We start from the raw sequence: 24,771 nt of genomic DNA on the forward strand, positions 1-24,771 counted from the left end.
GATTTAATTGATCAGATAGAAAGCAAATATAATCTAAAAATAGACAATAATGACAATCTTATTTGGCATTTGCATAATACAGCACATCTGCATCGCCAGGAACTATCTACAGAGTTTATTCTGTTTGATCAAAAAGGCAATACAATCAAGAACTTTCAAAATATTTTCCCTCAATTTGTTTCAGATATTAAAAAAGGAATTGAACATTATCTAGAGACTTTGGATATCCCTAGCACACCAATGAAAGTTAACCATCTATCCTATACTTTTATCACTCACAGCAAACATTTAGTGCTGAATCTTTTACAAAATCAGCCTAAATTAAAAGTTTTAGTCATGAGTAATTTTGATCAGTATCATGCAAAATCAGTAGCAGAGACCCTTTCTTATTATTGCAGCAACAATTTTGAACTTGAGGTTTGGAATAAATTAGAACTATCAATCGATTCTTTAAAAGAATCACCTTACGATATCATCATTTCTAATTTTATTATTCCACCCATTGAGAATAAGAGACTGATATATTCCAATAATATTAATACGGTCGCACTCATCTCCTTACTTAACGCAATGATGTTTATTCGCTTAGATGAGTGATTTAGACTATTTTGATAACAAAAAAACCGCAATCAAGCGGTTTTTATTCATCTATTAGGGCGATTTGAAGAAAAAGGACATAGTCCTATTTAACAGAGAACTAGAGACTTTTGATCATTAATTGTCTAACTTTGTGGGAGCCGTACATTATTTAGTACATATTCTTTCTCTTGTTTTTACAAAACTCTGAGCAAGCCTATTCAAACAAGCCATAGTAATCTGCAATGGTCATCTTGGCTTTCTCGTCTTTGTTTAAGTCCTGAATAATCTGCCCGTCTTTCATAACGATTAGTCGGTTACCGTATTTGAGGGCATCCTCCATGTGATGGGTAATCATGAGAGCTGTGAGGCGGTCACGATTGACAAACTCATTGGTCAGCTCCATCAAGGCTACACTGGTCTTGGGATCCAGAGCTGCAGTATGCTCATCCAGAAGCAAAAGCTCTGGTCGCTTGAGCGTTGCCATGAGCAGACTCAAAGCCTGTCTTTGCCCGCCAGAAAGAAATTCAATCGGTGTATCCAGATGCTTGTCCAGACCATTGCCGATTTTCTCAATCGTCGCCTGAAACTCTTCCCTGTAACTGTTGAGCCCACGGGGCACCAAGCCACGCTTTTCGCCTCGGAATTTGGCGATGAGAAGATTTTCCGCTACTGTCATCCGCGGAGCCGTTCCCATCTTAGGATCCTGAAAGACACGGGACAGATACTTAGCCCGCTTTTCTGGTGAAAAATGAGTGACATTTTCACCCAAGATATGAATGCTGCCGCTGGTTAAAGGGAGAGTGCCGGCAATGACATTGAACAGGGTTGACTTTCCTGCACCGTTTCCGCCTAAAATCGTAATAAAATCATGCTCGTGAATGTCTAAAGAAACATCATTTAGGATGATTTTTTCTTCATCAAAGCCGCTCTTTACAAGCTTGGTTGCATTTCTTAATTCTACAATCGCTGTCATTTGCTTAACTTGGCTCCTTTAAAGAATTTATTTTTCAGGGTTGGAATCATGAGACAGACGGCCAGAATCACCGCACTATAGAGACGGAGATAGTTGGTATTAAACCCGAGAGCAATAACGCCCCAGATCAAGAACTGATAGGCAATCGCACCAACTACAATGGTAATCAGACGCTCTGCCAAGGTCAGACTCTGGAAGAGCACCTCGCCGATGATAAGACTGGCCAGACCGACAACGATTACTCCAATCCCACGGGAAACATCCGCATAGCCTTCCTGCTGGGCAATCAGCGCCCCAGCCAGAGCAATCAAGCCATTTGACAGAATCAATCCCATCAACTCCATACGGCCAGTATTAATACCAAAACTGCGAGCCATATCCGGATTATCTCCGGTCGCGATATAGGCCTGCCCTAGCTTGGTATCCAAGAAAAAGAGCAGGGCCACAATCACTAAGCTGACAAAAATTAAACCAGTCAGCAGGTCATTGACTTCCCCTGAAAATGGTAGAACATCCTGAATCTTACTGCTGCCTAAAAGCCCTAGATTGGCACGACCCATTAACATCAGCATGATAGAGTGGCAGGAGGTCATGACCAAAATCCCAGAAAGCAGAGTCGGAATTTTCCCCTTGGTATAAAGCAGGCCTGTCACTGCACCCGCTGCACAGCCCGCTAAAACAGCTGCTGCTGTTGCCAGAAAAGGATTGACTCCTTTGGTAATCAAGGTAACAGCCACCGCCCCGCCCAAGGGGAAGGAGCCTTCTGTCGTCATATCAGGAAAGCCCAGAATCCGGAAGGTCATAAAAATACCTAGACCTAGGACGGCCCAAACCAGTCCCTGAGAAATAATGGAAAGAATCATAACATTGTCCTAACTAATTAAAATCGTTTCTCTATTTTAACATAAAAAAGGAGCCAATTTCAATGCCGATTCGCAGACAAAGAAATTGACTTCCTAACTATTCCTCAACAACTGTCATCCGACCAGTATCTACATCATAAACCGCTCCAGATATTTCTACATCAGCTGGAATCAGCGGTGACTGTCGCAGCAAGGCCATGTCCTCGCGCACACTTTCCTCTACATCTGTAAAGGGCAAAAAGTCCTGATTGCTGACATCGACGCCTAGTTCTTTATGAAGATAGGCCGTAAAATCCTCATTCTTGAAGGTCTGTGCCCCGCAGTCTGTATGATGTAAAACTACGATTTCCCGCGTTCCTAGCTGCTGCTGCGAAATAACCAGCGAGCGAATCATGTCCTCTGTTACCCGACCGCCGGCATTGCGCAAGATATGGGCGTCTCCTAGTGCCAGTCCTAGAGCCTGAGCCACGTGGAGCCTAGAGTCCATGCAGGTCACGATGGCTACCTTGGTCTTGGGCTTGATCGGCAGATGTGCCGTTCCATGCAGATCGACATAAGCTTGATTGGCCTTCATAAAGTTTTCAAAATATGACATTTTGACTCCTGACTAATTATATTGTTTGATGTTCAAACGAATTAACCTTATCATACTAGGTTTTGGCTTTAGAACTTCCCTAACTTCAAAAAAGAGAGAACTTATATGAACTGCTCTCTGTGCTAGCTTTTATCACCCGCTACAGTTGACAAAGAGCCGTGAGTTATAACTTCTTAAAGTAGCGAGCAACTGGCCATTGTTCAAAACCAAAGTTCTCATAGGTTTTACGAGCCGGTGCATGACCTAGATCACCACCCGTCTCAACCATGACCATTTCCATTCCTTTTTGTTTAATCTGATCACAAGCATAGGTCATGAGCGCCTTTCCGATACCTTGACGCTGATATCTTGGAGCAACAGCCAGGATATAAATCTCACCCATCTTATCCTCAGGGTGCAAGCGAATGTGAGTCCAACCAGCTAATTCTTCCTCCAGAAAAGCTAACCAGACAAACTGACTCTCTTCATCTAAGACCGCTGTTAGGTCATTGATTTGCCTTGTTTCCCACCCTTGAGGATAAAAATTGTCATAAACAAACTTAGGAACTCCTGTTTCCATTTTTGGAAAAACTGGAGACCAAGCCTGAATTGATAATTCTAAAACAGCCTCTTTATACGATTTCTGGTAAAGTTTTATAGTAATTGTCACTTTATTCTCCTAACCTTTCTTTAGCCCGCCAAAGATTCAACGAACAAGTTCGTGTCCGATGATGCGAACAGCCACATTATAAAGGCAGCATTAACTTTTCAAGGGTTGATTGGCCTTCATAAAATTTTCAAAATATGACATTCTTTCCCCTTACTGGTACTTTGATATTCAAATAATTTTATATTATCTTACCATCTTTTCTGCTATTTGTCAGCTGTCCGCTTTGTTATAAAAAACTAGGACAGATAAATCCAGCATTTAGCCTAATCTTCTGTCCTAGTTTTATTTCTTATGAGCTTCTTGGAATAAACTTGCTGAGTGAGCCTGCAAAGGTTTGAAGATTGAGACTTTGAACATAGACTTCACCAGTACCTTGGAAGGTGTTGACCACTCCTTCACCTGTTCCGATAGACTGCCAGAAGCCATTTTCCAGATGGATGTTATAGTTCAAAGATTGGCTCCAAGCTACTACATGGGCATTGTCAATTGTCACTTCTTGGTTATGAAGCTCAATTTTTTTAATAGATCCAAAAGCATTGGCCAAAAGAGTGCCCTGGCCTTGGGTTGTCATGACGAAGAGACCGCCTTGGCCGCCGAATAGTGCTTTCCCAACAGACTGGCGCTCCATGGTATAGTAAGCCGTACCATCAAGGGCCAAGAAAGCACCATCATTTAGGCGATATTGCTTTTCACCTAGCTGAAGAGGAATGACTTGACCAGGAGAATCTGGTGCCAAAGCAAGGTAACCATTGTCAGACTGGGCAACCGCTTGGGTAATAAAGGTACTTTCGCCAGAAACCATCGAACGCCCCACAGCCTTGACAAAACGTCCCAAGCCAGAACCGCTTGCATTGAGCTGGGTATTCAGGGTCACATTCGGCGTGTGGTAGACCATGCTGCCACGCTGGATAAAGACGGTTTCTCCTTGATTGAGCGACAACTCAACCAAAGGAAACTGCATATTACTGTCCATAGAAAATCGCATAAGAAATGCCTCCTTCTTATTATGACTTGATTATAACATTTTCCTACATTTTGAACAAAGGAAAACTGAAGGATCCAAAAAATAAGAGACCCTCCAGTCTCTTCTGAAATTTTTCAAGAATTGTCAATATTCAGGTGTGGGCGAAGAACATTTGCAAAGGTTTCAATATTGAGACTTTGGATGTAAATTTCTCCAGTTCCATGAAAGGTATTGACTACTCCTTCGCCAGTCCCCATGGACTGCCAGAAACCATTTTCTAAATGAATATCATATTCCAGCTCTCGACTCCATGCTACTACGTGGGCATTGTCAATCGTTATCCTATCATTATGCAGCTCGACCTTTTGAATCGAGCCAAAGGAATTTACCAAGAGTGTCCCCTGACCTTGGGTACTCATCACATAAAAGCCTCCTTGGCCACCAAAGAGAGCTCGACCTACCGACTGCCTCTCCAAAGTATAAGAGGCAGAACCATCCATAGCCAGAAAAGCCCCATCATTCAGGCGGTACTGCTTTTCTCCTAACTCCAGAGCAACAATCTGACCAGGTACATTAGGTGCTAAGGCTAGACGACCGTTATTTGATTGGGCAGTTGCTTCAGTGATGAACACTCCTTCGCCAGAAGCCATAGAACGGCCTACAGCTTGGATTGTCTTGCCAAAGATTGATTGAGACTCTGCATTCACTTTGGCATTCAGGACAACGTTGGGAGTGTGGTATATCATGCTCCCAGTCTGAATACGAACAGACTCTGATACATCTAAGGCAATCTCCGCCAAGGGAAATTGAGCATTATTGGTAATAGAAACATTCATACGATGATCTACCATGGTTGATTATCCTCCTAAAAAATCTGGAAAAACAACTTATAGGAGCTTTCCAGACAAATCCTAATTTTTTCTAGCAATATTATAGCACGCGCAATAACTTTTCGCAATACTACTTTAATCAAGAAAATACTTTCTTTAAGACTTCCCCAATCGTCGTCACACCGATGACTTGGATATTGTCTGGAACTTTGAGACCGTTCAGAGAGTTTTTAGGAGCGTAGACTTTGGTGAAGCCCAGCTTTGCTGCTTCGTTGATGCGCTGCTCGATGCGATTAACCCGACGGATTTCACCAGTCAGGCCAATTTCACCGATAAAGCACTCCTGAGGATTGGTAGGCAGATCCTTGTAGCTGGAAGCAATGGCTACCGCTACCGCCAAATCAATGGCTGGTTCATCTAGCTTGACACCGCCAGCTGATTTGAGATAGGCATCTTGATTTTGCAGGAGGAGTCCTGCTCTCTTTTCCAGAACTGCCATGATGAGGCTGGCTCGGTTAAAGTCCAGACCAGTCGTGGTTCGCTTGGCATTGCCAAACATGGTCGGTGTCACCAAAGCCTGCACCTCTGCCAAAATCGGCCGCGTTCCTTCCATAGTCACGACGATAGAAGAGCCTGTCGCGCCGTCCAGACGTTCTTCCAGAAAGACTTCACTGGGATTGACAACCTCAACTAACCCGCCAGATTGCATCTCAAAAATGCCAATCTCATTGGTTGAGCCAAAGCGGTTCTTGACTGCTCTCAAGATACGGAAAGTGTGCTGACGTTCGCCCTCAAAATAAAGCACGGTATCCACCATGTGCTCCAAAGTTCGAGGACCAGCTAAGGTTCCTTCCTTGGTCATGTGACCAACGATAAAGGTCGCGATATTATTGGTCTTGGCCAGCTGCATGAGCTCAGCCGTCACCTCTCGGACCTGAGAAACAGACCCTTGAACACTGGAAATTTCCGGTGACATCACCGTCTGAATGGAGTCGATAATCAGAAAATCTGGCTTGATTTTCTCAATCTCTGCACGGATATTTTGCATATTGGTCTCGGCGTAGAGATAAAACTCACTGTCAATATCACCGAGCCGTTCCGCCCGAAGCTTAATCTGCTCAGCTGATTCCTCCCCGCTGACATAAAGGACTGTGCCCTGATGAGAAAGCTGGGTGGATACCTGCAGAAGCAGGGTGGACTTCCCGATACCAGGATCCCCGCCAATTAGAACCAAACTGCCAGGCACTACGCCACCACCCAGCACACGATTGAACTCGTCCATTTCTGTCTTGGTCCGGTTGACATCAATTGAAGTGACCTCAGCCAACTTCATGGGTCGAGTCTTTTCGCCTGTCAAGGAAACGCGGGCATGCTTGACTTCTGCAACCTCTACTTCCTCAACAAAAGAAGACCAAGAGCCGCAGTTGGGACAGCGGCCTAGATACTTGGGAGAATGGTATTCACAATTTTGACAGACAAAGGTCGTTTTTTTCTTAGCGATGAGATATCTCCTTTATATTTCTAATTCACATTCAATAAACTGGCAGAAATCAATAGTTTCATCTGGCACAAACTGACGGATGAGCATGCGATGGGCTACAAGAGCCACCGTATCGTAGTCTCTGTATTTGCTTAAGGCACGGAAAAATCGGTCTTTCATCTGCTCAGCCATTTCATACTGGACAGGACTTCTTGCAGGAAGACAACCATGATTTTCAAAAAATAACTTCCGAGCCTGCTCAAACTTTTCTGTCCCACTCTCATATACCTGCCATTCATGCAGCAAAGGCTCCACAAAAAGCGGCAGTTGGCGGTCTCGAATCAGATAGGAGGCTGTCTCCAAAGCCCGCGTCACAGAAGAGGAAATCAGAATTTCCGCCTGTTCCAGCAAAGGATTAGCAGCGGCCTCTGTCGCCATCCGACGACCAGTAGCCGACAAGGGAGCCAAATCTAGTCCAAAGCCAGTATAGCCAGCCTCTTCCAAAAGTGAATAATCTGGCTCTCCATGACGGATAAAAATAATTTTCATATTAAGATCCCCATAAAACTATCCAATCTTGATTCCGCAATCTTGCCACTGCTTCAGTGTTTTAGAGAATTTCTTCTGGTTGGCAACTCCGACAGCAGACAAATCGACAGAAACCTGATAATTCTCCTTGACAGCAGCCAAAACGGAAGCCCTGACACAGCCATTGCCATCTACCCCTATAAACTCTATGCTTTTAGCACCGTTTCCCTCTAAAAAATCTTTTAAATCTGGATTAGTAAAGCAAGAAGTCCGACGCTTCTCAAAAATACGAGAAGATACAACCATCAAGCCGGTCGCAAATTTCTTCTTTCTATCTTTTCTCTCCCAGAAAAAACGATTGAGAATATAGATAACTCGGTCGCTGGGATAGGTAGCAATTTTGTCATTTACAGCTGCAGTCAGTTCTTCATGATATGCTTTTCCTACAGCAACATAATCTGACTGCATGTCTACAACTAATAAATAGTCTGCTATTTTATTCCTCTATTTCCCTGTCGACCCAAATCCGCCTGTTCGCACTCCGTCTGCCTCATCTCCGTCGGCAATCAAAAATGGTGCAAAAACAGCCTGCACAATTCGGTCTCCCTCTTCTAGCACGACCTCCTGATCCGTGATGTTTTTCATCTGGGCAAAGATATGGCCTTCGTTTCCAGAATTGCCATAGTAGTCGCCGTCAATGACCCCAACGGAGTTAATCAAGACCAAGCCTTTTTTACGAGGATTGGATGAGCGGTCGTAAAGATAAAGCACCTCACCCGGCTGCATATAGGCCTTGACACCAGTCGGAACCAGCTTAATCTCCCCTGGCGCAATAGGGGTGCGCTCTGCCACTTTCAAATCGTAGCCAGCTGCGTGAGCCGTCTCTCTCTTAGGCAGCAAATCTTCATTTGTAAAGCTGGACACCAGCTCGAATCCGCGAATTTTCATGCATTTCTCTTTTCTATTTTTGCTGTCCCTATTATACTAAATTCGCAAAGAACAAGCAAAAAAACCGCCAATTGGGCGGTTCTCCCTAGTATAGATCTCTGATGATCTCTCCATTATCCAGATAGGTAAACTGCTCCGTCAAATCTGATGTGAAAACTTGATACATTTCTTTAAAGCTCAAGGCCAGCGAGTGGTGATCAAGATCTTCGCGTTTAATCCAGAACACTTCTCCTTCGTCGGACGAGACCAGCTCTCCTTCAAAACGATTGGTTTTGTAAAGAAAAACGATATAGCGCTCATCTTTTTCAGTATAAAACTGCTTGACACCACACAAGCGAGGCTCGTATATGGTCAGTCCCGTTTCCTCTTTGACTTCACGAATCACTGACTTAACAAAGGACTCCCGATGTTCAACATGGCCGCCTGGAAAGCAAAGGCCGGTCCAATCATCATTTACTTTATTTTGTACTAAAATGCGGTCCTCATCATAAACCATACACATATTTGTTAAAATAACTCGCTCCGCTCTTGACATCTCTGCTCCTCCATCTATCGACCGATTCGCTCGGCCTACTTGTGACTCATTATAACATAAAAGACATCAAATTGATGAAAATCTAGATTTCTCAGCCTTTCCAGCAAAAAAACCGCCAATTGGGCGGTTCTTATAGGGAGATTATTATGAAAAAGAAAAGTTTTAGGATTTCTAAACAAAGTTAGGAGGTCTTTGTTTATGGTCTTAGTATAGAACACTTATCTTAAATTTTCCTAAAAGTAACTTAAAAAAATGAAATTATTTTTTTACAGCTCTTGCAAGAGGTACTGAAACAGCTCCAAATTGCCTTTTTCTTCGTTTATTAAAAACTCCGGATGCCATTGAAGACCGATGATACGATGATTGTCAACCGATTCAATCGCTTCGATGGTATTGTCTCTTGGATCAAAAGCTGTCGCGCGGAAATTAGGTGCCAAGTCCTTGATGCTTTGGCGATGAACCGAATTAATCTGGCTAGCCTGACCAAACAAACGCTCCACAACGCTGTCTTTCTCCGTGCGAATGGAGTGCGAAGTACCAAATGGCAAGCCCTGCCAGTGATTATCAATGTGCTGATTGAGAGTGCCGCCAAAAGCAACATTTACCAACTGCAAACCGCGGCAAATAGCCATAACTGGTTTGTTTTGGCGCAGGGCTTCTTTCAAGAGCGCCAACTCAAACTCATCGCGAACAATATTGTAGTCGTCACTATCGATGGTCTTTTCTTCCCCATAAAACTGCGGGTGAACATTTTGCCCGCCTGACAAAATCAGCTTGTCAATGGTTTCTACGTAATCCTGGACTAAACTTTTATCCCCAACAGGAATCACCATCGGCAGGCCACCAACCATTCGTACGCCGTCCACAAACTTGCGTGAAACAGAGGTGTGAATATTCTTTCCAGCTTCATCTACTGGACAAAGATTGGCTGAAATTCCAACAATTGTTCTGCACATACCGTGATTCCCCCTTATTTTGATATAGTATATCTTACCACGCCTTTTCTCAGTCGTCCAATAGATTTTTTTTAAGCTGCTCATAAAAATTTTTTATCAAAGACTCTGCATATCTCTCAAATAAAAAACTCTCAAATGCGCTATAAACACAAAAGAGAGTCTAAAAATTCATTTCAGTTTCCTACTCAAACACAAACTGGTTATGATAGAGTTCTGAGTAGAAGCCGCCAAGTTTAAGGAGTTGGTGATGATTGCCCTGTTCGATGACCTCTCCGTCTTTGAGGACGATAATCTGGTCAGCATTGAGAATCGTCTTGAGGCGGTGAGCAATGACAAAGCTAGTCCGGCCAGCCACAACGGCTTCCATGGCTTGCTGAATCTTGCTCTCCGTCACCGTATCGACATTGGAAGTCGCTTCGTCCAAAATCAAGACTTGGGGATCTGTCAGCAGGGTTCTAGCAATGGAAATCAGCTGTTTCTGTCCCGTTGAGAAAATATTCTGATCATCATCTACCAGGGTATCATATTTTTCCGGAAGACTTTCAATATAGTCATGAATATGAGTCGCACGCGCAGCCGTTTCTACCATCTCCTGACTAGCATCCGGCACACCGAAGCGGATATTGTCCCGAATCGTGCCACTAAAGAGCACCGAATCCTGCAGAACAATCCCCACATGGCTCCGCAGACTGTCCAACTCATAATCTCGAATATCGTGACCGTCAAACTCAATGCTGCCATTATCCACATCATAAAAGCGATTGAGCAGGTTCATAATGGTCGTCTTACCTGATCCAGTAGGGCCAACAACAGCTGTCATCTTGCCCTTAGGAGCTAAAATAGATACGTCTTTGAGAATAGGCTTGCCTTCTACATAAGAGAAGTCCACATGCTTGATCTCCACGGAGTCTGTAAGCTCTGTGAAAGCAGGTGCATTCTCTGGCCGGACTTCCTCTGGTGCATCAAACATCTCCTGAATCCGGTCAGCCCCTGTAAAGGCCAACTGCAAACTGCCCCAGCTGGCTGCAATCTGGATGATGGGCTGATAATACTGCTGAGAAAACTGAGTAAAAGTAGTAATCAGGCCGACTGCAACAGCCGTTTCGACATTGGGATCGCTCAGTAAGACAGCCGAACCAACAAAAATAACAATAGCTGTATTAATCAAATTCATCCCGTTCATGATAGGGAAGAGAAGGCCTGAAAAGGTCCGGCCTTTAAAAGTTGCTGAGCGTACTCGGTCATTCTGCTCAATGAACCCTTTGATGACCTTCTCCTGCATTCCCTGAACGATAACAGCCTTCTGACCGGAAATGGTCTCGTCCATATAAGCATTGAGGCGGCCGACTTCTTTTTGCTGAAGATTGGTGTACTTTCTGGCCAGCCTGACAATGACCACTAGAAGAAGAAAAGCAACCGGTGTGCTGGCTACCGTTATCCAGGCCAATCTAGCATTTTGGACAAACATGATAATCACGAGGCCCAGATAGAGTAAGGCATTGCTCATAACCTGGATCATACTCTCGTTTAGAGCTTGCAGGATATTGTCCAAGTCACTGGTAAAGCGCGATAAAATGTCGCCGTCCTGATGGCGGTCAAAGAAAGCAACTGTCATCTTGGATAGCTTGCCAAACAAGCCCTTGCGCATCTCATTGGTCGAATGGGCAATAACTCGGGTCATCAAAAGCATGTAAATCAGGCTGGAAACAGACAGGCAGACAAAGGACACCAATACACTGCCCATGACGCTGCCAAAAGTTGACAGAATCTGATCAGTCTCACCCTTCTCAGCAAAAGCCCGGCCTAACTCAACCAAATGCTGGACAGCCTGACCGACATAAACCGGAAAAAGGACCTGAAAAACAGTCGCTGTTACCATCATCAAAAGGACAATGACAAAGGATAATTTGTAACGCTTAAAATATTGCCAAAAAAATGCAATCGTCCGCATCTTAGTCCTCCTTTCCTTTCTGAGTTTCGTAAATTTCGCGGTAGACATCGTTAGTGGCGACCAATTCCGCATGCGTCCCTTGGCCAATCAGCCGACCCTGATCCAAGACCAGAATCTTATCTGCATGAACAACGGAGCTAATCTTTTGAGCAATGATAATCGTCGTCGTTCCTTGCAGATCTTTGTTCAAGGCTTCTTGAACCAGCTTTTCTGACTTGGCATCCAAGGCTGAAGTCGAATCATCTAAAATCAAAATATTAGGATTGTTGACAACACCTCTAGCAATGGACATCCGCTGCTTCTGACCGCCAGAGAAGTTGCTGCCACGTTCCTCCACTGCACTGTCAAAACTTTCTTCCATACGGCTGATAAATTCACTGGCTTGGGCAATACGAGCCGCCCGCTCCATCTCAGGCAGTGAAGCATTAAGCTTGCCCTGTCGAAGATTGTCCGCAATGGTCCCGCTAAATAGAATCGCCCGCTGCAGCACGATGGAAACATTTTTACGAAGAGTTCCCTGACTAAGCTTTCGCAGATCCCGGCCGCCAATCTTGACAGAGCCTTCCTGCGGGTCAAAAAGACGGGGAATCAGCTGGGCCAAGGTAGACTTACCAGCCCCTGTCGCACCGACAACGCCAATCATTTGCCCCGGCTCAACCTCAAAGCTGATATCCTTTAGCATTGGCTCGTCATCATTGGGATAGGAAAAAGTCACATGCTCAAAGCTGAGGCTGCCTTCTAGTTCTTCATCAGGTGAGTCTGGGAAAGTCATAGCTGGCTCCGTCGCCAATACTTCCTTGATCCGACGGATAGAAATGATCCCCCTCGTCACGCCGTTTCCCAAAAAACCAACCATAATGATAGTGAAAATAATCTGGCTCAGATAACCGATAAAAGAAGCGATAGAGCTGACCAGCCCTGGCTCCGCCTGAATCATGCCAGATAGAGTCCAGATAGCCAAGTAAACAGAGCTGTAGCCGACCAACATCATCATTGGCTCAATGATTGAAAATGCATAGCCAATATAGAGATTCTCTGATAAAAGTTCATCAGACACCTGACTGAACTTATGAAACTGGTCTTCCTCCCGAACGAAGGACTTGACCACTCGCACACCACGAAGATTTTCCTTGGCAATGGCATTAATCTTATCCAAAAGAGTTTGGAATTTCTTAAAACGAGGACCCATCATCCCCATCATGACAGCCGTTAGACCAGCTATGAGCACAATCAGCAAGAAGATAATCCACCAAAGAGAGGGCATGGTCACAATGGCCAAGATGACTGATCCGATAAAAAGGATGGGCAATCGAAGAAGAATTTGAAAGAGCATCATAGTTACATTTTGAATCTGATTGATGTCATTCGTCATCCGCACGACTAGATTACCAGCGTTGAATTCCTCGATATTGGCATAAGAAAAGGTCTGAATCTTGCGGAAAGTCTCTTCACGGAGATCTGATGAGACAGCCTGGGCAATGTAAGCTGCCAAGGTCACATTAATCCCTCCTGCTACTAGCCCGACAAAACCGATGCCAATTAGCCAACCGCCCATACTGTAGATGGTCTGGCTATTTTGCTCCTGCAGAGCATCTAAGATGTGCTTTAAAAACCAGGGCAGTAAAAGAGAGCTGGCAATCATCAGCGAGGTCATCAAAAGCGAACTCAGGGCATACCATTTATACCGTAATAGACTTTTAAAAAACATGCTTCCTCCTACTTTTTTCATATTTGACTTAGTTTCCTTACTATATCACAGATAAAAACAATGTCAAGCAAGAAATTTCTTATATTATATGGTAAAATGAGATATAGAACTCTAAAACTGATTTAAATTCAGACTCGGAATTTCATCATAAGGAGAAGATATGGATAAACAACGAGTTGCTGTGATTGGTCCTGGTTCTTGGGGAACAGCCTTATCACAAGTGTTAAATGACAACGGACATGAGGTTCGTATTTGGGGAAATATCGCTGAGCAAATCAACGAAATCAACGACGAGCACACCAATAAACGCTATTTCAAAGACATTGTACTGGACGAAAAGATCAAGGCCTATCATGACCTAGAAGAAGCTTTAAAAGATGCGGATGCTGTGCTTTTTGTTGTGCCGACCAAGGTAACCCGTCTGGTAGCCGAACAAGTAGCTCAAGCTCTGGACCACAAGGTGAAAATCATGCACGCCTCCAAGGGACTGGAGCCCAATACCCACGAACGGATTTCAACTATCCTGGAAGAAGAAATCCCTGCAGAGCTACGCAGCGAGATTGTCGTTGTCTCAGGTCCCAGCCATGCTGAGGAAACCATTGTACGCGATATTACCCTAATTACCGCTGCTTCTAAGGATCTGGAAACAGCTAAGTATGTGCAGGAGCTCTTCAGCAATCACTACTTCCGCCTCTATACCAATACCGATGTCATCGGAGTCGAGACTGCAGGAGCTCTGAAAAACATCATCGCAGTCGGAGCTGGTGCTCTCCACGGACTAGGCTATGGTGATAACGCCAAGGCAGCTATTATCACACGCGGTCTGGCCGAAATCACGCGTCTAGGTGTCAAGTTAGGAGCCAACCCTCTGACTTACAGCGGCTTATCTGGTGTCGGTGACCTGATTGTCACAGGGACCTCTGTCCACTCCCGCAACTGGCGGGCCGGCAATGCTCTAGGACGTGGCGAGAAATTAGCTGATATTGAAGCCAACATGGGCATGGTTATCGAAGGAATTTCTACCACTAAGGCCGCCTATGAACTGGCCCAAGAGCTGGATGTTTATATGCCGATTACCCAAGCTATCTACAAGGTTATTTATCAAAATTGTAATATCAAAGATGCCATTTATGAAATTATGAACAATGAATTCAAGGCTGAGAACGAATGGACTTCGTTCTAATAGAAAGGAAATAATTATGTCAAAAGTTAAGAAAGCCGTCATCCCTGCAGCTGGTTTAGGAACCCGCTTCCTGCCAGCCACTAAAGCTCTGGCCAAGGAAATGTTGCCGATTGTCGACAAGCCAACCATCCAGTTTATCGTTGAGGAAGCTCTCAAATCTGGAATTGAAGATATTCTAGTTGTTACAGGCAAGTCAAAACGCTCCATCGAAGACCACTTTGACTCCAACTTTGAATTAGAATACAACCTCAAAGAAAAGGGTAAAGACGACTTGCTCAAATTGGTCGATGAAACCACTGGTATCGGTCTGCACTTCATCCGTCAGAGCCATCCACGCGGACTGGGAGATGCTGTCCTTCAGGCCAAGGCTTTCGTAGGAAACGAGCCTTTCGTTGTCATGCTGGGCGATGATCTCATGGACATCACCAATGATAAGGCTGTGCCACTGACCAAGCAATTGATTGATGACTACGAAGCTACTCATGCTTCTACCATCGCTGTCATGCAGGTCCCTCATGATGAAGTTTCTTCTTATGGTGTGATTGCCCCTCAAGGTGAAGGTGTCAAAGGTCTCTACAGCGTGGAAACTTTTGTCGAAAAGCCAAAGCCTGAGGATGCACCAAGTGATTTGGCTATTATCGGCCGCTACCTGCTGACACCAGAAATTTTTGAAATCTTGGAAAAGCAAGCGCCAGGTGCTGGAAATGAGATTCAGCTGACAGATGCGATTGATACTCTCAACAAGACGCAGCGCGTGTTCGCTCGCGAATTCAAGGGCGATCGCTATGATGTCGGTGACAAGTTCGGCTTTATGAAGACTTCTATCGACTACGCCCTCAAGCATCCGCAGGTCAAAGACTCCTTGAAGCAGTATATCATTGACTTGGGTCATACATTAGAGAAAAAACAAGAGAAAAAATAATGGCTTCAAACAACTAACGTTGAAAATAAAATTTTAGCTATAAAAAAGAGGTTTTCAACCTCTTTTTTATATATCGTTAGTTATTTATACACACTTGTCAAATCAAGGAATGATGAAAGCCTAGAAAAATTAGAAGGGCAGCCAAGGCTAGATAGCCTAACAAGACTAGCCAGCGCTGAGCAGGTTTAAAAGCATTGCTTGAGCCTTTGATAGGGAGAATGACCGCACAGAGTATGCCACCAATCAAACCTCCCAAATGCCCAGCCAGGCTGATACTAGGCATGAAACTAAAGATGATATTGACCACAATCAAGGTCATATAAGACTGCCCCAGCTGCTGAATGTAGCTGTCGCGAACGACATATTGCAGGGTCACGATAGAGGCAAAAAGTCCAAACAAGGCGGTTGAAGCTCCTGCTGATAGAGCATCCGGACTGAAAAAGAAGACAAAGATATTTCCCATTAGGCCAGACATCATATAGAGCAGAAAGAAATTTCGCGAACCAAAAATGTCTTCTGCCTGCCGTCCAATAAAATAAAGAGTAATGACATTTACCACAAAGTGCTCCAAGCCAATATGCACAAAGATAGCAGAAAAGAGTCGCCATATCTGAATGGGATTCATAATAATAGTTGGAGAATACACTGCTCCAAATTCAAAGACCGTTTGTGCTTCAGCATAAGAAAAGCCACGTAAAATAAGCATCCCAACAAAGACAAGCGTTGTCAGAATTAGCAAAATACTGGTTACAGGATATTTTTTATCATAGATGTAGTTCATAAGTCAACACTTCCTTTACTGCTATATCGTGATAATCGGGCTCAAAATCAGACTGTTGAAAACTATAGATGCTGCTGATAGACGCTCCAGCAAAATCAACCAGATAACGGTCATAGTAGCCGCCGCCGTAACCAATCCGAAAGCCTTGAGAATTGAAGACCACGCCCGGCACATGAATCAAATCAATTTCTGTCTTGTCCACAGCCTCCTCACTTATCGGCTCCATAAGTCCAAAAGAGCTTTTTTGCAGGCGGCTTTCATCATAATCCACAAATATCATCCGACCCTGACCATAGGTTTTGGGCACTAAAACCCGCTTGCCGTCCAACTGAGCCTGCTTGATAAAGACTGCGGTAGAGACTTCATGCGGCATAGAAAGATAGGTAGCGATAACCTGAGCTTTTTGATAAGCTGCTGAACTGAGCAAGTGCTGGGTCAGCCAGCTATCTGCCTGCTCTTTTTCTTNTCCTGTCAGTTTCTTCATCTGGTTCAGTACAGTTTGTCTCAGCTCTTTTTTCATGCAGCTCGTCCACCTTTTTCTTATCTTTCGTTGATTTTATAATCTAGGAATTTCCCAATTTTTTCAATAGCAAAGGGCAGTGCTGCCTCGTCCGGTGTCATCTTGGGATGATGGAGGGCATAGGGACTATCCACTCCCAGCCAGAACATGACGCCCTTGACCTTGCTGAGCAGATAACCGAAATCCTCACCTGTCATAGCCGGCTCAATATCAATCAGCTGCACTCCTTCTTCCTTCTGGAAAAAGTCCATCAATTCGTCTGCCAGACCAGGATGATTTTCTACAGGCAGATAACCTCCTTGCTTGAGTTCCAAGTCCAATTCCAGACCGAAACTTTGGGCTAGACCCTCTGCTATTTCCCGTAAGCGCTTCTGGGTCAAGAGGTTCATCTCCTGAGTCAGAGTCCGAATGGTGCCATGCAAAAAGGCCGTTTCTGCTATGACATTGTTGGTCGTGCCAGCATGGAGCGAACCAAAGGTCACAACCGCTCCCTCGATAGGATCGACATTGCGGCTGACAATGGTCTGCACCTGGGTGATAAAGTAGCTAGCCGCCACCAAAGCATCATTGGCTTCATGAGGAAAGGCCGCATGGCCCCCCTTACCCTTAAAAGTCAGCTTGACTTCACAGGTGCCAGCAAAGAGCGTTCCTCTATTAGTGGCAATATCACCAACTTTAAGGTCCGGTCGCACATGAAGTCCGTAAAATTCATCTGGCAGCCAGTCGCCAAAGGCACCATCTTCATACATGAGCATACCGCCAGCTTCATTTTCCTCAGCAGGCTGAAAGAGAAAGAGCAGATTGTGGGTAGGCTGATCGCTCACAGCTTTCTCCAGTAGGCCAAGAGCCACCGTCATATGCATATCGTGTCCACAGGCATGCATCCGACCTGCATGGGTACTGGCAAAGTCCAGTCCTGTATCCTCCACAATTGGAAGACCATCGATATCCGTCCGCCAGCCAATCGTCTTATCCGGTGAACTTCCCTTGATAAAGACTAAAATACCCGTCCGCCAAGTTCGGATTTCCACAAAATCTAGACCTGCTGTCAGTCCATCAATGACCTGCATCAGGTAGGCATGGGTCTTGTATTCTTCCAGACCGATTTCTGGTATCTGGTGCAAATCACGGCGAATGTTCAGATAATCAAGCATTTTTCTTTCCTTTAAAATCTTGTAAGACCTGTCAAAGTTTTGGGCCACACCCAATCAATTCAAATTTATGTTATTTTTAAAGAGTACGCAGTGCATCTTCCAGAGCGGTCTTCTGCTGGGTCTTCTCGTCAATGGTCTTGATAACTCGTGCCGGAACGCCAGCAACCACTACGTTTTCCGGAACATCCTGGGTCACAATCGCACCAGCTGCAACAACGGAACCACTGCCAATTTGTACTCCTTCAATCACAACCGCATTGGCACCAATCAGCACGTTATCGCCAACCCGAACTGGCTCAGCACTAGCTGGCTCAATAACTCCTGCCAGAACCGCACCAGCACCGACGTGGCTGTTTTTGCCGACAATAGCTCGACCGCCCAGAATAGCACCCATATCAATCATGGTCCCAGCACCAATTTCCGCACCGATATTGATGACCGCTCCCATCATGATGACAGCATTATCGCCGATTTCGACTTGGTCACGGATAATAGCACCTGGCTCAATGCGGGCATTGATGTCACGCTTATCCAAAAGCGGCACCGCTGAATTGCGGGCATCCTGCTCTACGACATAAGTCTTATTTTCCTCTAAGTTCGCTAGAAGTGGCTTAATTTCTTCCCAGTCTCCAAAAAGAACATTGCCTAACTTCACAACAGACCAAGGGATTGTTCCATGCAATTCTCCATCAAAGGTCACCTTGACAGGAGTTTTTTTCTTAGCTTCAGCGATAAATTTGATAATTTCTTGAGCGTTCATTTTAGTAGCAGACATAGCTTTACCTCTTTGTTCTTTTTATTTCTTCATTTAGAGAAAGATACACTCTCTCCTAGCCATCTAATATTTATCTATTATAACACAATTCCGGTGTTTAGTTTGCACTTTCTTAGGACGATATTATTATTCCCTATTCAGAGGATTGGATATTTTTCAAATAAAGTCTCCTATCTTTATCCTCCTCAAATTCCAAATGACAGTAGATTCTATCTAACATAGACTCAGATTAATGTCCACTTTGCAATATGTATTTGGAAGCTCCAAATGTTTTAGGACTTCCCAGATACCCGATTGTGATAAGACCCATTGCGATTGGTTCCATCTATTCCTTAGACTTTCACTTCCCCAATGCCTTTCTGATACTCTCATCAGGATTTTTTTAGTTCTATTTTCGCCAGCCTCTTGATTTTTAAAGAAGATTCTGCCGTTTCTAGTCTATTTTCTCAGACCGTGCTTGTCATCATACTTTTCAGACGGTAAAGCCCATTCACTTCGTCAAAAAACAAAGAAACTGTCATATTGTCCGTGGTTGAATATTCAAGAAAAAGTGAATCAACTTGCCACTTAACTGGTTTAGAAGCATAAATAGTTTTAGGCATACCCAGTTCTGCTATGGCCTGTTTTACTTCCACTCCTTCTTGCTTATCTTGAGGAATAAGGGTTCGGTAATCATCGACCGATTTCGTAACTGGTCCCCAAGCATCACGGAATAGTCTAACGTATACCGTTGAGAGCTCTGTTCGACCTTCAATATCCCTAAACCTTAAGGTAATAGCTCCTTTTTCTCCTATTAATTTATATGTCAAATCTACTAGTTGGCTGCCTTTCACGCGATTATCTATACTACCAGAACTGGCTTTTCCATACTTCGCGACAATATCCTGTGGAAATACATTAGGTTCTTTCATCGTTTTTACCATCTGGAGTATATCTTCTATTTGAAAGTCTATTTGTCGATTCTCGTCAACAAGATCAGAATCTGCCTCAGTCAGCTGCTTTATCTTGTTTTCTGATTCATTCTGAACTGTGCTAGTTGAGGCTAGCGATGATTGATTTCGTGCTTGCTTAGACCTTGGCCACGTATATGATACAAGGATTGCAAAACAAGTAATTAGCACTAGACCTGTAGAAACTACTAACAAAGAGGCGTATCTAGACTGACCTAAACTTGATATAAGTTTAGATTTTCGATTCTCAGCCAACTTTTTTTGCTGTTTTTCTTTAGCTGTAGCCTCAAAGACTTCCCCTTGAGGACTGTTATCAGAGAACACACTAGTTGCTTGCTTGTTTAATCCTGGCTTCTTTGACCACTCCCGTTGAACTTTTCGTCCTCTTCCCATGCTCTTCTCCTTAAATAAACCAAATTCCTATTTTTTCTAGCAATTATTTTTTCAAAACAAAGAATACCGTCTGTCCACTTTTTCTTAATCTGACAAATACTATCTATTCAATAAAATGAACCTTGGTCGCACAATAGCAGATATCTTCAGTTTCCCCAATAATGAATACTCATAAGAATCTCAGACTACTGTCTATCGATAACTTTTGCTCTCAAGATAGCTAACATCAGGTGATATGTTTTTCGTAAAGAAGATAATCACCGGACTGAGAAACTGTGAACCAGAGACTTACATATTTCCCATTCTCCAACTTATAGAGAATATTCAGCTTTTGACCACTCTCGCCACCGGAATCAATTTCTATGTATTTTGATAGACCAAACTTCTCTAAAATTTCCTGATAACTAGTTCCATCTTCATTGTGAAACTCTCTACCAAGGAGAAGATGTTCAAAATCTTCCTCTTTTAGATCCGTTCGGCTTTGAGCATGCTGCGAACTAGCAAGATTATAAGAATAAATACCTGACAACTGATATTCATTATTTATTTTTTCAAAGTAGAAAGACAAACGCTGCCGCGGTTCTTCCCGAAAATAGAAGAGGCTCATACGTCCATCGCCCTGATTCATGAAAGGAGCCAAATTACCTGACTGTGCTTTACCAAATTTCTTAACAATATCCTTGGGGGTTAGTCCAGACCCGCTTCGCTCATCAACATCACTTTTTTTCTGTAGTCGAAGCTGACTAATATCCTCATAAGTCCAATCAAAATGGTCGTTCCCCTTATCCACATATTCGTCCAATACTCTCTGAGGGGATGAGAAATATTCAAACCGTTCCACCAAATAAGGAACTGACAAAAGCAAGATGATGGACAAAAAACCTACTGATAACCACAACACTTGTTTATTAACAAGCTTGCGTCCAAGAATTCCTTTCCCGTCTCTCTCAACCGGAGTAGAACTCTTGTTTTCCACCCTATTCTTCGCGCGCTCTGCTTCAGTAATAACCAGTTCCTGTTCCTCTTGAACTTTTCCTGCTCTCTTCTGACCCTGTTGAAATTTAGTTTGACGCTTCTGGCGCAGACTCTCCCAGTCTTTTCTTGGCATCATTCTCTCCTTCATGCCCCAACTATCATATCATCCTCAAACAAATAATCCTAAACCGTAGAACAAAAATCTTCTTATCAATAAACATACTTCCGAGTCAGTCGATAATCTCCTGTCTTTGATAAGGCAAAGTCTAAGTAAAGATAGCTTTTATTCGTCAGCTTATATTTGAGATAGACAATCGTTCTGTCTTTATAGTCTACAGACTTGTTGATAATTTGTGGCAAACCAAAACGAGACACCACATCTTGAATGTGGGTACCTTGACCAAACTCATCTGCTTTCAAGTCCTGGAAATCTGCTTCAGTCAGCGTTTCTGAGCCACTTGAGTAAAGCGAGCTGCTCAGTTGGTTACCACGGATTGTGCTCAGTCGGTACTTGCCATCAATTTTTTTAAACAAAAGGCTAGCTGTTTGTTGTCCACTTGATTCACTATAAAAAAGATAAAGTGTATCATCGCTACCGTTGTTATTCTCTCCTCCTGAAGTTGCCTTCCCAAACCGTTCGATAATTTCCTCAGCAGTCGGGGCGTCTTGTCCACTTACTTGCTGCTCAGATGAATAGGCTTGAAGAGCGAGAACATCATCAAATGTCCAAGTGAAGTTAGCCGCTTTCTTATCAACATAAGCTGTCGCTTCTTGAGAAGTCTCATCCTCGGGAACCTCCCATGAGCGAGACGATGTTTCCGAAAAAGAGTCACTCCCACTTTCCTCGCTAGAAGACCAACTAGATTGATAGGTGTTGCGTTCCTGGCTTCCCTTATTTGAAGAAACATACCGAAAAATAGAAATAAGCACCAATATCAATAAAAGAATTGCCCCGCTTCTCCAGACCCACTTAAAATTTCTTCTTCGCTTCTCTACAAACTCCCCTTGCTTCCAATTATTTTTTGTTTCAGATTTCTGATTTCCTGTTAGTAACTGTCCTGATTCTTCCTTCGTTTCATCAATATCAGGGCTTATTTGAGGTTCTCGCTGATCTTTCTTAGCTGACGCCGATTTTCCTCCTGTAAATTTAGCCTTGTGCTGTTGTCTCAATGACTCTAAATCTCTTTTTTTCATCCATTCTCCTATTGTATTTTTTATTTAAACTCTATGTTTTTAGCACCTTGAACAAAATTAGCTTCTACATCGAGCGCTAAGTGTTTGTTTCTCCTGCTCCATCCTCTAAACCAGGACTTTTTTCTAATATATAATCTTGAGAATCAGAGACTTCAAAAGAAAGATTAACTATTTGGCCATCAGATAACTCGTAACTAATAGATACTTTGCTAGAAGATATGTAATTTGTATAGATAGAAAGACTATCTGGCAATCCCAATTGACCGACAACTTCTTGGTAGGATTTCCCTTTCTCTATACCAGAAAAATCTTGACGAGTTAATTGAGAATTTCGATTTGGTAAACTGTTGCTGCTAAGATGATGACTGAACAGAGAATCTAATTTAGGCGTTCCCACACTACCGTAACTAGAAAAAGAAATTGAAACCGAAGCATTTGATCCTATATCAGGATAATCTAAATTCAGTGTTATTATTTGATTATCATAGTTATGTTCCCTCCCAGATTTTGCTTTTCCTAACTTAGCAACCACTTCGTCTGCGGTTAAACGAGAGGCAGTTCCTTTAAAATCCGCAAACAAAAGTGCGATATCATCATAAGTAATATGAAACTGATATTCTTCTCCAGCAATCAATTCTGAACGATTGGTAGAAGTTAAATCCTTTTCGCTGTTAGATGACGTTCCCCCCTGATAAATATCAAAAGAATCATTATAAATATTGTTTGTTTTAGAACTCGGATAGGAAACTAGCCCTGCAGCTCCTAGTCCTATGAGTAACATGAAAAACGCCCACATAAGTTTCCAACCCATAGAACTATCCGAAGAAGACTCCGAATTTTCCTTCCAAAAAGTCTCATTCTCTTCTTTTTTAGCGAGCTCCTCAGCACTAAATCTCGGACGAAGCTCATACTCTTCTGCTTCAGATACAAGTTCTGAGTCTGGACGACTAGTTTCATCCTTAAAATAGAGTGATTCTTTCTTCTTAGATTTCAAGGATTCTAAAGCAAAAATAAGGCGAGATAACTCTCTCCCCCTCAGGTGCAAGAAGTCATCTGACTCAGCCGTTGAAACTCGTTTAATCTCTGTTTCAGTTCTCAAGCCGTCTGGAGTCTCTGAAACATCCTGATAGCTGAACTGAGCTCCACTATCTTTGTCGCTTACATTAATTACTGGATTAGAGTAGGATTCATTGGACTCAATGTTTTCGACTAATTTTTTCTCAGTCATTTGTGATTGAGCTAAAACCTGAGATTTATCTTCTTCAGATTTTTTGGATGGGGATACAGAATGATTGACGCCCCCTCTTTTAGGCTGAACCTTGTTAAATTTTGATTTATGTTCCCGTCTTAAGGCTTCCAGATTTCTTTTTTCCATATATTCTCCCAATCATATTTTTTTAACTAATCAGCATTAATAAGATAGCATTTGTCATTCATTTCGATAGAACTACTCGGAAAGACAGACACTAACTTCTCTTTCTTCAATAAGCTAAAAATACTATATCTGTATCAATAACTTTTTTAAAATATCATTTACTCTTTAGATTATTTTGCAATAAAATAACTGATATGAGACTTAAAATGAATAGTCCCTTTAACATCTTAGTTCAGACTTTCCCTAAAGACTCTGAAAAGGCAGTTCTTCGCTAAGACAGTCTTGTTCCAGTATATCATATTTTGAACAGGTTTAGCTCTAAATCTACAAGGAAAAAGGCACGAACTCTCGTTCGTGCCCAACAAAGCAATTCCAAACTATATACCAACAATATTATTTAATTCTTTCGTTCAAAATGTTCCCACTGTTGGCATCAATGGTCATTTTGATCTTTTGCGTACCGTTCAGAGCTTCTACCTTGTAGACTACCTGACCGCCCCAAATATCCAGCTCTTCGTCATAAACATGGGCTTGAGGATATTTTTGCTGCAAGATCTTCTCAGCATCTTCAAAGGTCAATTGCACATTAGTCTGAGTCAGTTGCATGTCCTCATTGTCATCAATTGGCTCTTCCTTGGCTTTGAGAATGCTTCCTGTTCGAGCATCAATCTTGTACTCTTTTTCTGTAAAGCCGTCCAATACTGTTACATCATAGTATACAGCACCAGCTTTATTTCCGTCTAAATCAATAGAAACGACTTTCCCTGAACCAGCTGTCTGCAAGGCAATCGCCTTAGCGTCTGAAAGAGTTACGGTTGCTGCCTGAATCCGAGTAGCTTGCTTATACGAATCCGCTGAAACAACAGTTGCTGCTCCACCTGCTAAAATTCCTACTGCCAAACCGGCTAATAAGATTCCTTTTAGTTTTTTCATGGCTCGTCCTTCCTTTCTAAAACTTGACCCTAGAAATCAAAATCAGGCGAGGAAAAC

The 24,771-nt window shown here is 43.2% G+C and carries 26 protein-coding genes and 2 pseudogenes; 3 read left to right on the top strand and 25 right to left on the bottom strand.

Going from position 1 to position 24,771, the window contains the following annotated elements:
• On the top strand, positions 1–597 hold a 597-nt coding region (locus tag D8886_RS01315), incomplete at its 5' end, for a M protein trans-acting positive regulator PRD domain-containing protein (protein WP_312023301.1).
• Between the two features lie 196 nt (positions 598–793).
• On the opposite strand, the gene D8886_RS01320 is transcribed toward D8886_RS01315, so the two are convergent.
• The 16 genes and pseudogenes from D8886_RS01320 to D8886_RS01390 all read right to left on the bottom strand — a co-directional run bounded on the left by D8886_RS01320 (position 794) and on the right by D8886_RS01390 (position 13,559).
• Complete coding sequence (locus tag D8886_RS01320) at positions 794–1,552, bottom strand: ABC transporter ATP-binding protein (protein ID WP_002905458.1); 759 nt, start codon at positions 1,550–1,552, stop codon at positions 794–796.
• Positions 1,549–2,415 carry an ABC transporter permease gene (locus D8886_RS01325; protein ID WP_002908605.1) on the bottom strand — a complete coding sequence of 289 codons (867 nt, stop codon included), beginning with the start codon at positions 2,413–2,415 and terminating at the stop codon, positions 1,549–1,551. The genes D8886_RS01320 and D8886_RS01325 overlap by 4 nt, the downstream gene beginning before the upstream one ends.
• A 97-nt stretch (positions 2,416–2,512) precedes the next feature.
• Positions 2,513–3,010 (bottom strand): beta-class carbonic anhydrase, encoded by a 498-nt coding sequence (locus tag D8886_RS01330; protein ID WP_002928140.1) that lies wholly within the window; start codon positions 3,008–3,010, stop codon positions 2,513–2,515.
• A 163-nt stretch (positions 3,011–3,173) separates the two neighbouring features.
• On the bottom strand, positions 3,174–3,659 hold the full coding sequence (locus D8886_RS01335) for a GNAT family N-acetyltransferase (protein WP_125433993.1): 486 nt from the start codon (positions 3,657–3,659) through the stop codon (positions 3,174–3,176).
• A 289-nt stretch (positions 3,660–3,948) separates the two neighbouring features.
• Complete coding sequence (locus D8886_RS01340) at positions 3,949–4,644, bottom strand: TIGR00266 family protein (protein ID WP_002920350.1); 696 nt, start codon at positions 4,642–4,644, stop codon at positions 3,949–3,951.
• A gap of 113 nt (positions 4,645–4,757) precedes the next feature.
• On the bottom strand, positions 4,758–5,474 hold the full coding sequence (locus D8886_RS01345; RefSeq protein ID WP_125433994.1) for a TIGR00266 family protein: 717 nt from the start codon (positions 5,472–5,474) through the stop codon (positions 4,758–4,760).
• 118 nt (positions 5,475–5,592) lie between these two features.
• Positions 5,593–6,954 carry a DNA repair protein RadA gene (gene radA / locus D8886_RS01350; protein ID WP_125433995.1) on the bottom strand — a complete coding sequence of 454 codons (1,362 nt, stop codon included), beginning with the start codon at positions 6,952–6,954 and terminating at the stop codon, positions 5,593–5,595.
• 12 nt (positions 6,955–6,966) lie between these two features.
• Entirely contained in the window at positions 6,967–7,482 is a 516-nt protein-coding gene (locus D8886_RS01355; protein WP_125433996.1) for a histidine phosphatase family protein, read from the bottom strand.
• A gap of 18 nt (positions 7,483–7,500) precedes the next feature.
• The gene (locus D8886_RS01360) at positions 7,501–7,956 is read right to left on the bottom strand and encodes an isochorismatase family protein (protein ID WP_125433997.1); all 456 of its coding nucleotides are present in this window, start codon (positions 7,954–7,956) and stop codon (positions 7,501–7,503) included.
• 9 nt (positions 7,957–7,965) lie between these two features.
• The gene (locus D8886_RS01365) at positions 7,966–8,409 is read right to left on the bottom strand and encodes a dUTP diphosphatase (RefSeq protein ID WP_125433998.1); all 444 of its coding nucleotides are present in this window, start codon (positions 8,407–8,409) and stop codon (positions 7,966–7,968) included.
• Positions 8,410–8,494: 85 nt separating this feature from the next.
• Positions 8,495–8,944 (bottom strand): 8-oxo-dGTP diphosphatase, encoded by a 450-nt coding sequence (locus D8886_RS01370; protein WP_125433999.1) that lies wholly within the window; start codon positions 8,942–8,944, stop codon positions 8,495–8,497.
• A gap of 266 nt (positions 8,945–9,210) precedes the next feature.
• Positions 9,211–9,900: a gamma-glutamyl-gamma-aminobutyrate hydrolase family protein gene (locus D8886_RS01380; protein ID WP_002907876.1), complete on the bottom strand. Its 690-nt coding sequence runs from the start codon at positions 9,898–9,900 to the stop codon at positions 9,211–9,213.
• 181 nt (positions 9,901–10,081) lie between these two features.
• Positions 10,082–10,870: an ABC transporter ATP-binding protein gene (locus D8886_RS11910; RefSeq protein ID WP_373083181.1), complete on the bottom strand. Its 789-nt coding sequence runs from the start codon at positions 10,868–10,870 to the stop codon at positions 10,082–10,084.
• A 135-nt stretch (positions 10,871–11,005) separates the two neighbouring features.
• Positions 11,006–11,737: pseudogene (locus D8886_RS11915) on the bottom strand (ABC transporter permease); the annotation flags it as partial.
• Positions 11,713–11,851 (bottom strand): annotated as a pseudogene (locus D8886_RS11920) (ABC transporter ATP-binding protein); the annotation flags it as partial. The pseudogenes D8886_RS11915 and D8886_RS11920, both read right to left, overlap by 25 nt.
• 1 nt (position 11,852) lies before the next feature.
• Positions 11,853–13,559 (bottom strand): ABC transporter ATP-binding protein, encoded by a 1,707-nt coding sequence (locus D8886_RS01390; RefSeq protein WP_185761218.1) that lies wholly within the window; start codon positions 13,557–13,559, stop codon positions 11,853–11,855.
• Between the two features lie 160 nt (positions 13,560–13,719).
• Here D8886_RS01390 and D8886_RS01395 point away from each other — a divergent pair, with 160 nt between their 5' ends.
• Both D8886_RS01395 and galU read left to right on the top strand, forming a co-directional pair.
• Positions 13,720–14,742, top strand: coding sequence for an NAD(P)H-dependent glycerol-3-phosphate dehydrogenase (locus tag D8886_RS01395; RefSeq protein ID WP_125347085.1), 1,023 nt, complete (start codon positions 13,720–13,722; stop codon positions 14,740–14,742).
• Positions 14,743–14,758: 16 nt separating this feature from the next.
• Positions 14,759–15,664 (top strand): UTP--glucose-1-phosphate uridylyltransferase GalU, encoded by a 906-nt coding sequence (gene galU / locus D8886_RS01400; RefSeq protein WP_002911531.1) that lies wholly within the window; start codon positions 14,759–14,761, stop codon positions 15,662–15,664.
• A gap of 97 nt (positions 15,665–15,761) precedes the next feature.
• Here the strand turns inward: galU and D8886_RS01405 are convergent, their stop codons facing one another.
• The 9 genes from D8886_RS01405 to D8886_RS01445 all read right to left on the bottom strand — a co-directional run bounded on the left by D8886_RS01405 (position 15,762) and on the right by D8886_RS01445 (position 24,714).
• Positions 15,762–16,445: a rhomboid family protein gene (locus D8886_RS01405; protein WP_002908584.1), complete on the bottom strand. Its 684-nt coding sequence runs from the start codon at positions 16,443–16,445 to the stop codon at positions 15,762–15,764.
• A complete protein-coding gene (locus D8886_RS01410; protein WP_125434002.1) occupies positions 16,429–16,965 on the bottom strand; it encodes a 5-formyltetrahydrofolate cyclo-ligase in 537 nt (178 codons plus the stop codon). Before D8886_RS01410 ends, D8886_RS01405 begins: the two co-directional genes overlap by 17 nt.
• Before the next feature lie 20 nt (positions 16,966–16,985).
• Positions 16,986–18,119, bottom strand: coding sequence for an N-acetyldiaminopimelate deacetylase (locus D8886_RS01415; RefSeq protein WP_125434003.1), 1,134 nt, complete (start codon positions 18,117–18,119; stop codon positions 16,986–16,988).
• Positions 18,120–18,195: 76 nt separating this feature from the next.
• Positions 18,196–18,894: a 2,3,4,5-tetrahydropyridine-2,6-dicarboxylate N-acetyltransferase gene (gene dapD / locus D8886_RS01420; RefSeq protein ID WP_125434004.1), complete on the bottom strand. Its 699-nt coding sequence runs from the start codon at positions 18,892–18,894 to the stop codon at positions 18,196–18,198.
• Between the two features lie 446 nt (positions 18,895–19,340).
• Positions 19,341–20,237: a hypothetical protein gene (locus D8886_RS01425; RefSeq protein ID WP_125434005.1), complete on the bottom strand. Its 897-nt coding sequence runs from the start codon at positions 20,235–20,237 to the stop codon at positions 19,341–19,343.
• 226 nt (positions 20,238–20,463) lie between these two features.
• Positions 20,464–21,348 carry a hypothetical protein gene (locus tag D8886_RS01430; RefSeq protein WP_185761219.1) on the bottom strand — a complete coding sequence of 295 codons (885 nt, stop codon included), beginning with the start codon at positions 21,346–21,348 and terminating at the stop codon, positions 20,464–20,466.
• Positions 21,349–21,422: 74 nt separating this feature from the next.
• Positions 21,423–22,406: a hypothetical protein gene (locus D8886_RS01435; RefSeq protein WP_125434006.1), complete on the bottom strand. Its 984-nt coding sequence runs from the start codon at positions 22,404–22,406 to the stop codon at positions 21,423–21,425.
• Positions 22,407–22,482: 76 nt separating this feature from the next.
• Positions 22,483–23,781: a hypothetical protein gene (locus tag D8886_RS01440; protein ID WP_125434007.1), complete on the bottom strand. Its 1,299-nt coding sequence runs from the start codon at positions 23,779–23,781 to the stop codon at positions 22,483–22,485.
• Positions 23,782–24,174: 393 nt separating this feature from the next.
• Positions 24,175–24,714, bottom strand: coding sequence for a PepSY domain-containing protein (locus D8886_RS01445; protein WP_125434008.1), 540 nt, complete (start codon positions 24,712–24,714; stop codon positions 24,175–24,177).
• Positions 24,715–24,771 lie beyond the last annotated feature (57 nt).

The organism is Streptococcus sanguinis (assembly GCF_003943655.1).
Taxonomy (GTDB): domain Bacteria; phylum Bacillota; class Bacilli; order Lactobacillales; family Streptococcaceae; genus Streptococcus; species Streptococcus sanguinis_F.

Bases quoted from the DNA above. Each gene is read 5' to 3' on its own strand.
- D8886_RS01320 (WP_002905458.1), bottom strand. From the start codon at position 1,552: ATGACAGCGATTGTAGAATTAAGAAATGCAACCAAGCTTGTAAAGAGC.
- D8886_RS01325 (WP_002908605.1), bottom strand. From the start codon at position 2,415: ATGATTCTTTCCATTATTTCTCAGGGACTGGTTTGGGCCGTCCTAGGT.
- D8886_RS01330 (WP_002928140.1), bottom strand. From the start codon at position 3,010: ATGTCATATTTTGAAAACTTTATGAAGGCCAATCAAGCTTATGTCGAT.
- D8886_RS01340 (WP_002920350.1), bottom strand. From the start codon at position 4,644: ATGCGATTTTCTATGGACAGTAATATGCAGTTTCCTTTGGTTGAGTTG.
- D8886_RS01345 (WP_125433994.1), bottom strand. From the start codon at position 5,474: ATGGTAGATCATCGTATGAATGTTTCTATTACCAATAATGCTCAATTT.
- D8886_RS01355 (WP_125433996.1), bottom strand. From the start codon at position 7,482: ATGAAAATTATTTTTATCCGTCATGGAGAGCCAGATTATTCACTTTTG.
- D8886_RS01365 (WP_125433998.1), bottom strand. From the start codon at position 8,409: ATGAAAATTCGCGGATTCGAGCTGGTGTCCAGCTTTACAAATGAAGAT.
- D8886_RS01370 (WP_125433999.1), bottom strand. From the start codon at position 8,944: ATGTCAAGAGCGGAGCGAGTTATTTTAACAAATATGTGTATGGTTTAT.
- D8886_RS01380 (WP_002907876.1), bottom strand. From the start codon at position 9,900: ATGTGCAGAACAATTGTTGGAATTTCAGCCAATCTTTGTCCAGTAGAT.
- D8886_RS11910 (WP_373083181.1), bottom strand. From the start codon at position 10,870: ATGTTTGATGCACCAGAGGAAGTCCGGCCAGAGAATGCACCTGCTTTC.
- D8886_RS01390 (WP_185761218.1), bottom strand. From the start codon at position 13,559: ATGTTTTTTAAAAGTCTATTACGGTATAAATGGTATGCCCTGAGTTCG.
- D8886_RS01395 (WP_125347085.1), top strand. From the start codon at position 13,720: ATGGATAAACAACGAGTTGCTGTGATTGGTCCTGGTTCTTGGGGAACA.
- galU (WP_002911531.1), top strand. From the start codon at position 14,759: ATGTCAAAAGTTAAGAAAGCCGTCATCCCTGCAGCTGGTTTAGGAACC.
- D8886_RS01405 (WP_002908584.1), bottom strand. From the start codon at position 16,445: ATGAACTACATCTATGATAAAAAATATCCTGTAACCAGTATTTTGCTA.
- D8886_RS01415 (WP_125434003.1), bottom strand. From the start codon at position 18,119: ATGCTTGATTATCTGAACATTCGCCGTGATTTGCACCAGATACCAGAA.
- dapD (WP_125434004.1), bottom strand. From the start codon at position 18,894: ATGTCTGCTACTAAAATGAACGCTCAAGAAATTATCAAATTTATCGCT.
- D8886_RS01425 (WP_125434005.1), bottom strand. From the start codon at position 20,237: ATGGGAAGAGGACGAAAAGTTCAACGGGAGTGGTCAAAGAAGCCAGGA.
- D8886_RS01430 (WP_185761219.1), bottom strand. From the start codon at position 21,348: ATGATGCCAAGAAAAGACTGGGAGAGTCTGCGCCAGAAGCGTCAAACT.
- D8886_RS01435 (WP_125434006.1), bottom strand. From the start codon at position 22,406: ATGAAAAAAAGAGATTTAGAGTCATTGAGACAACAGCACAAGGCTAAA.
- D8886_RS01440 (WP_125434007.1), bottom strand. From the start codon at position 23,781: ATGGAAAAAAGAAATCTGGAAGCCTTAAGACGGGAACATAAATCAAAA.
- D8886_RS01445 (WP_125434008.1), bottom strand. From the start codon at position 24,714: ATGAAAAAACTAAAAGGAATCTTATTAGCCGGTTTGGCAGTAGGAATT.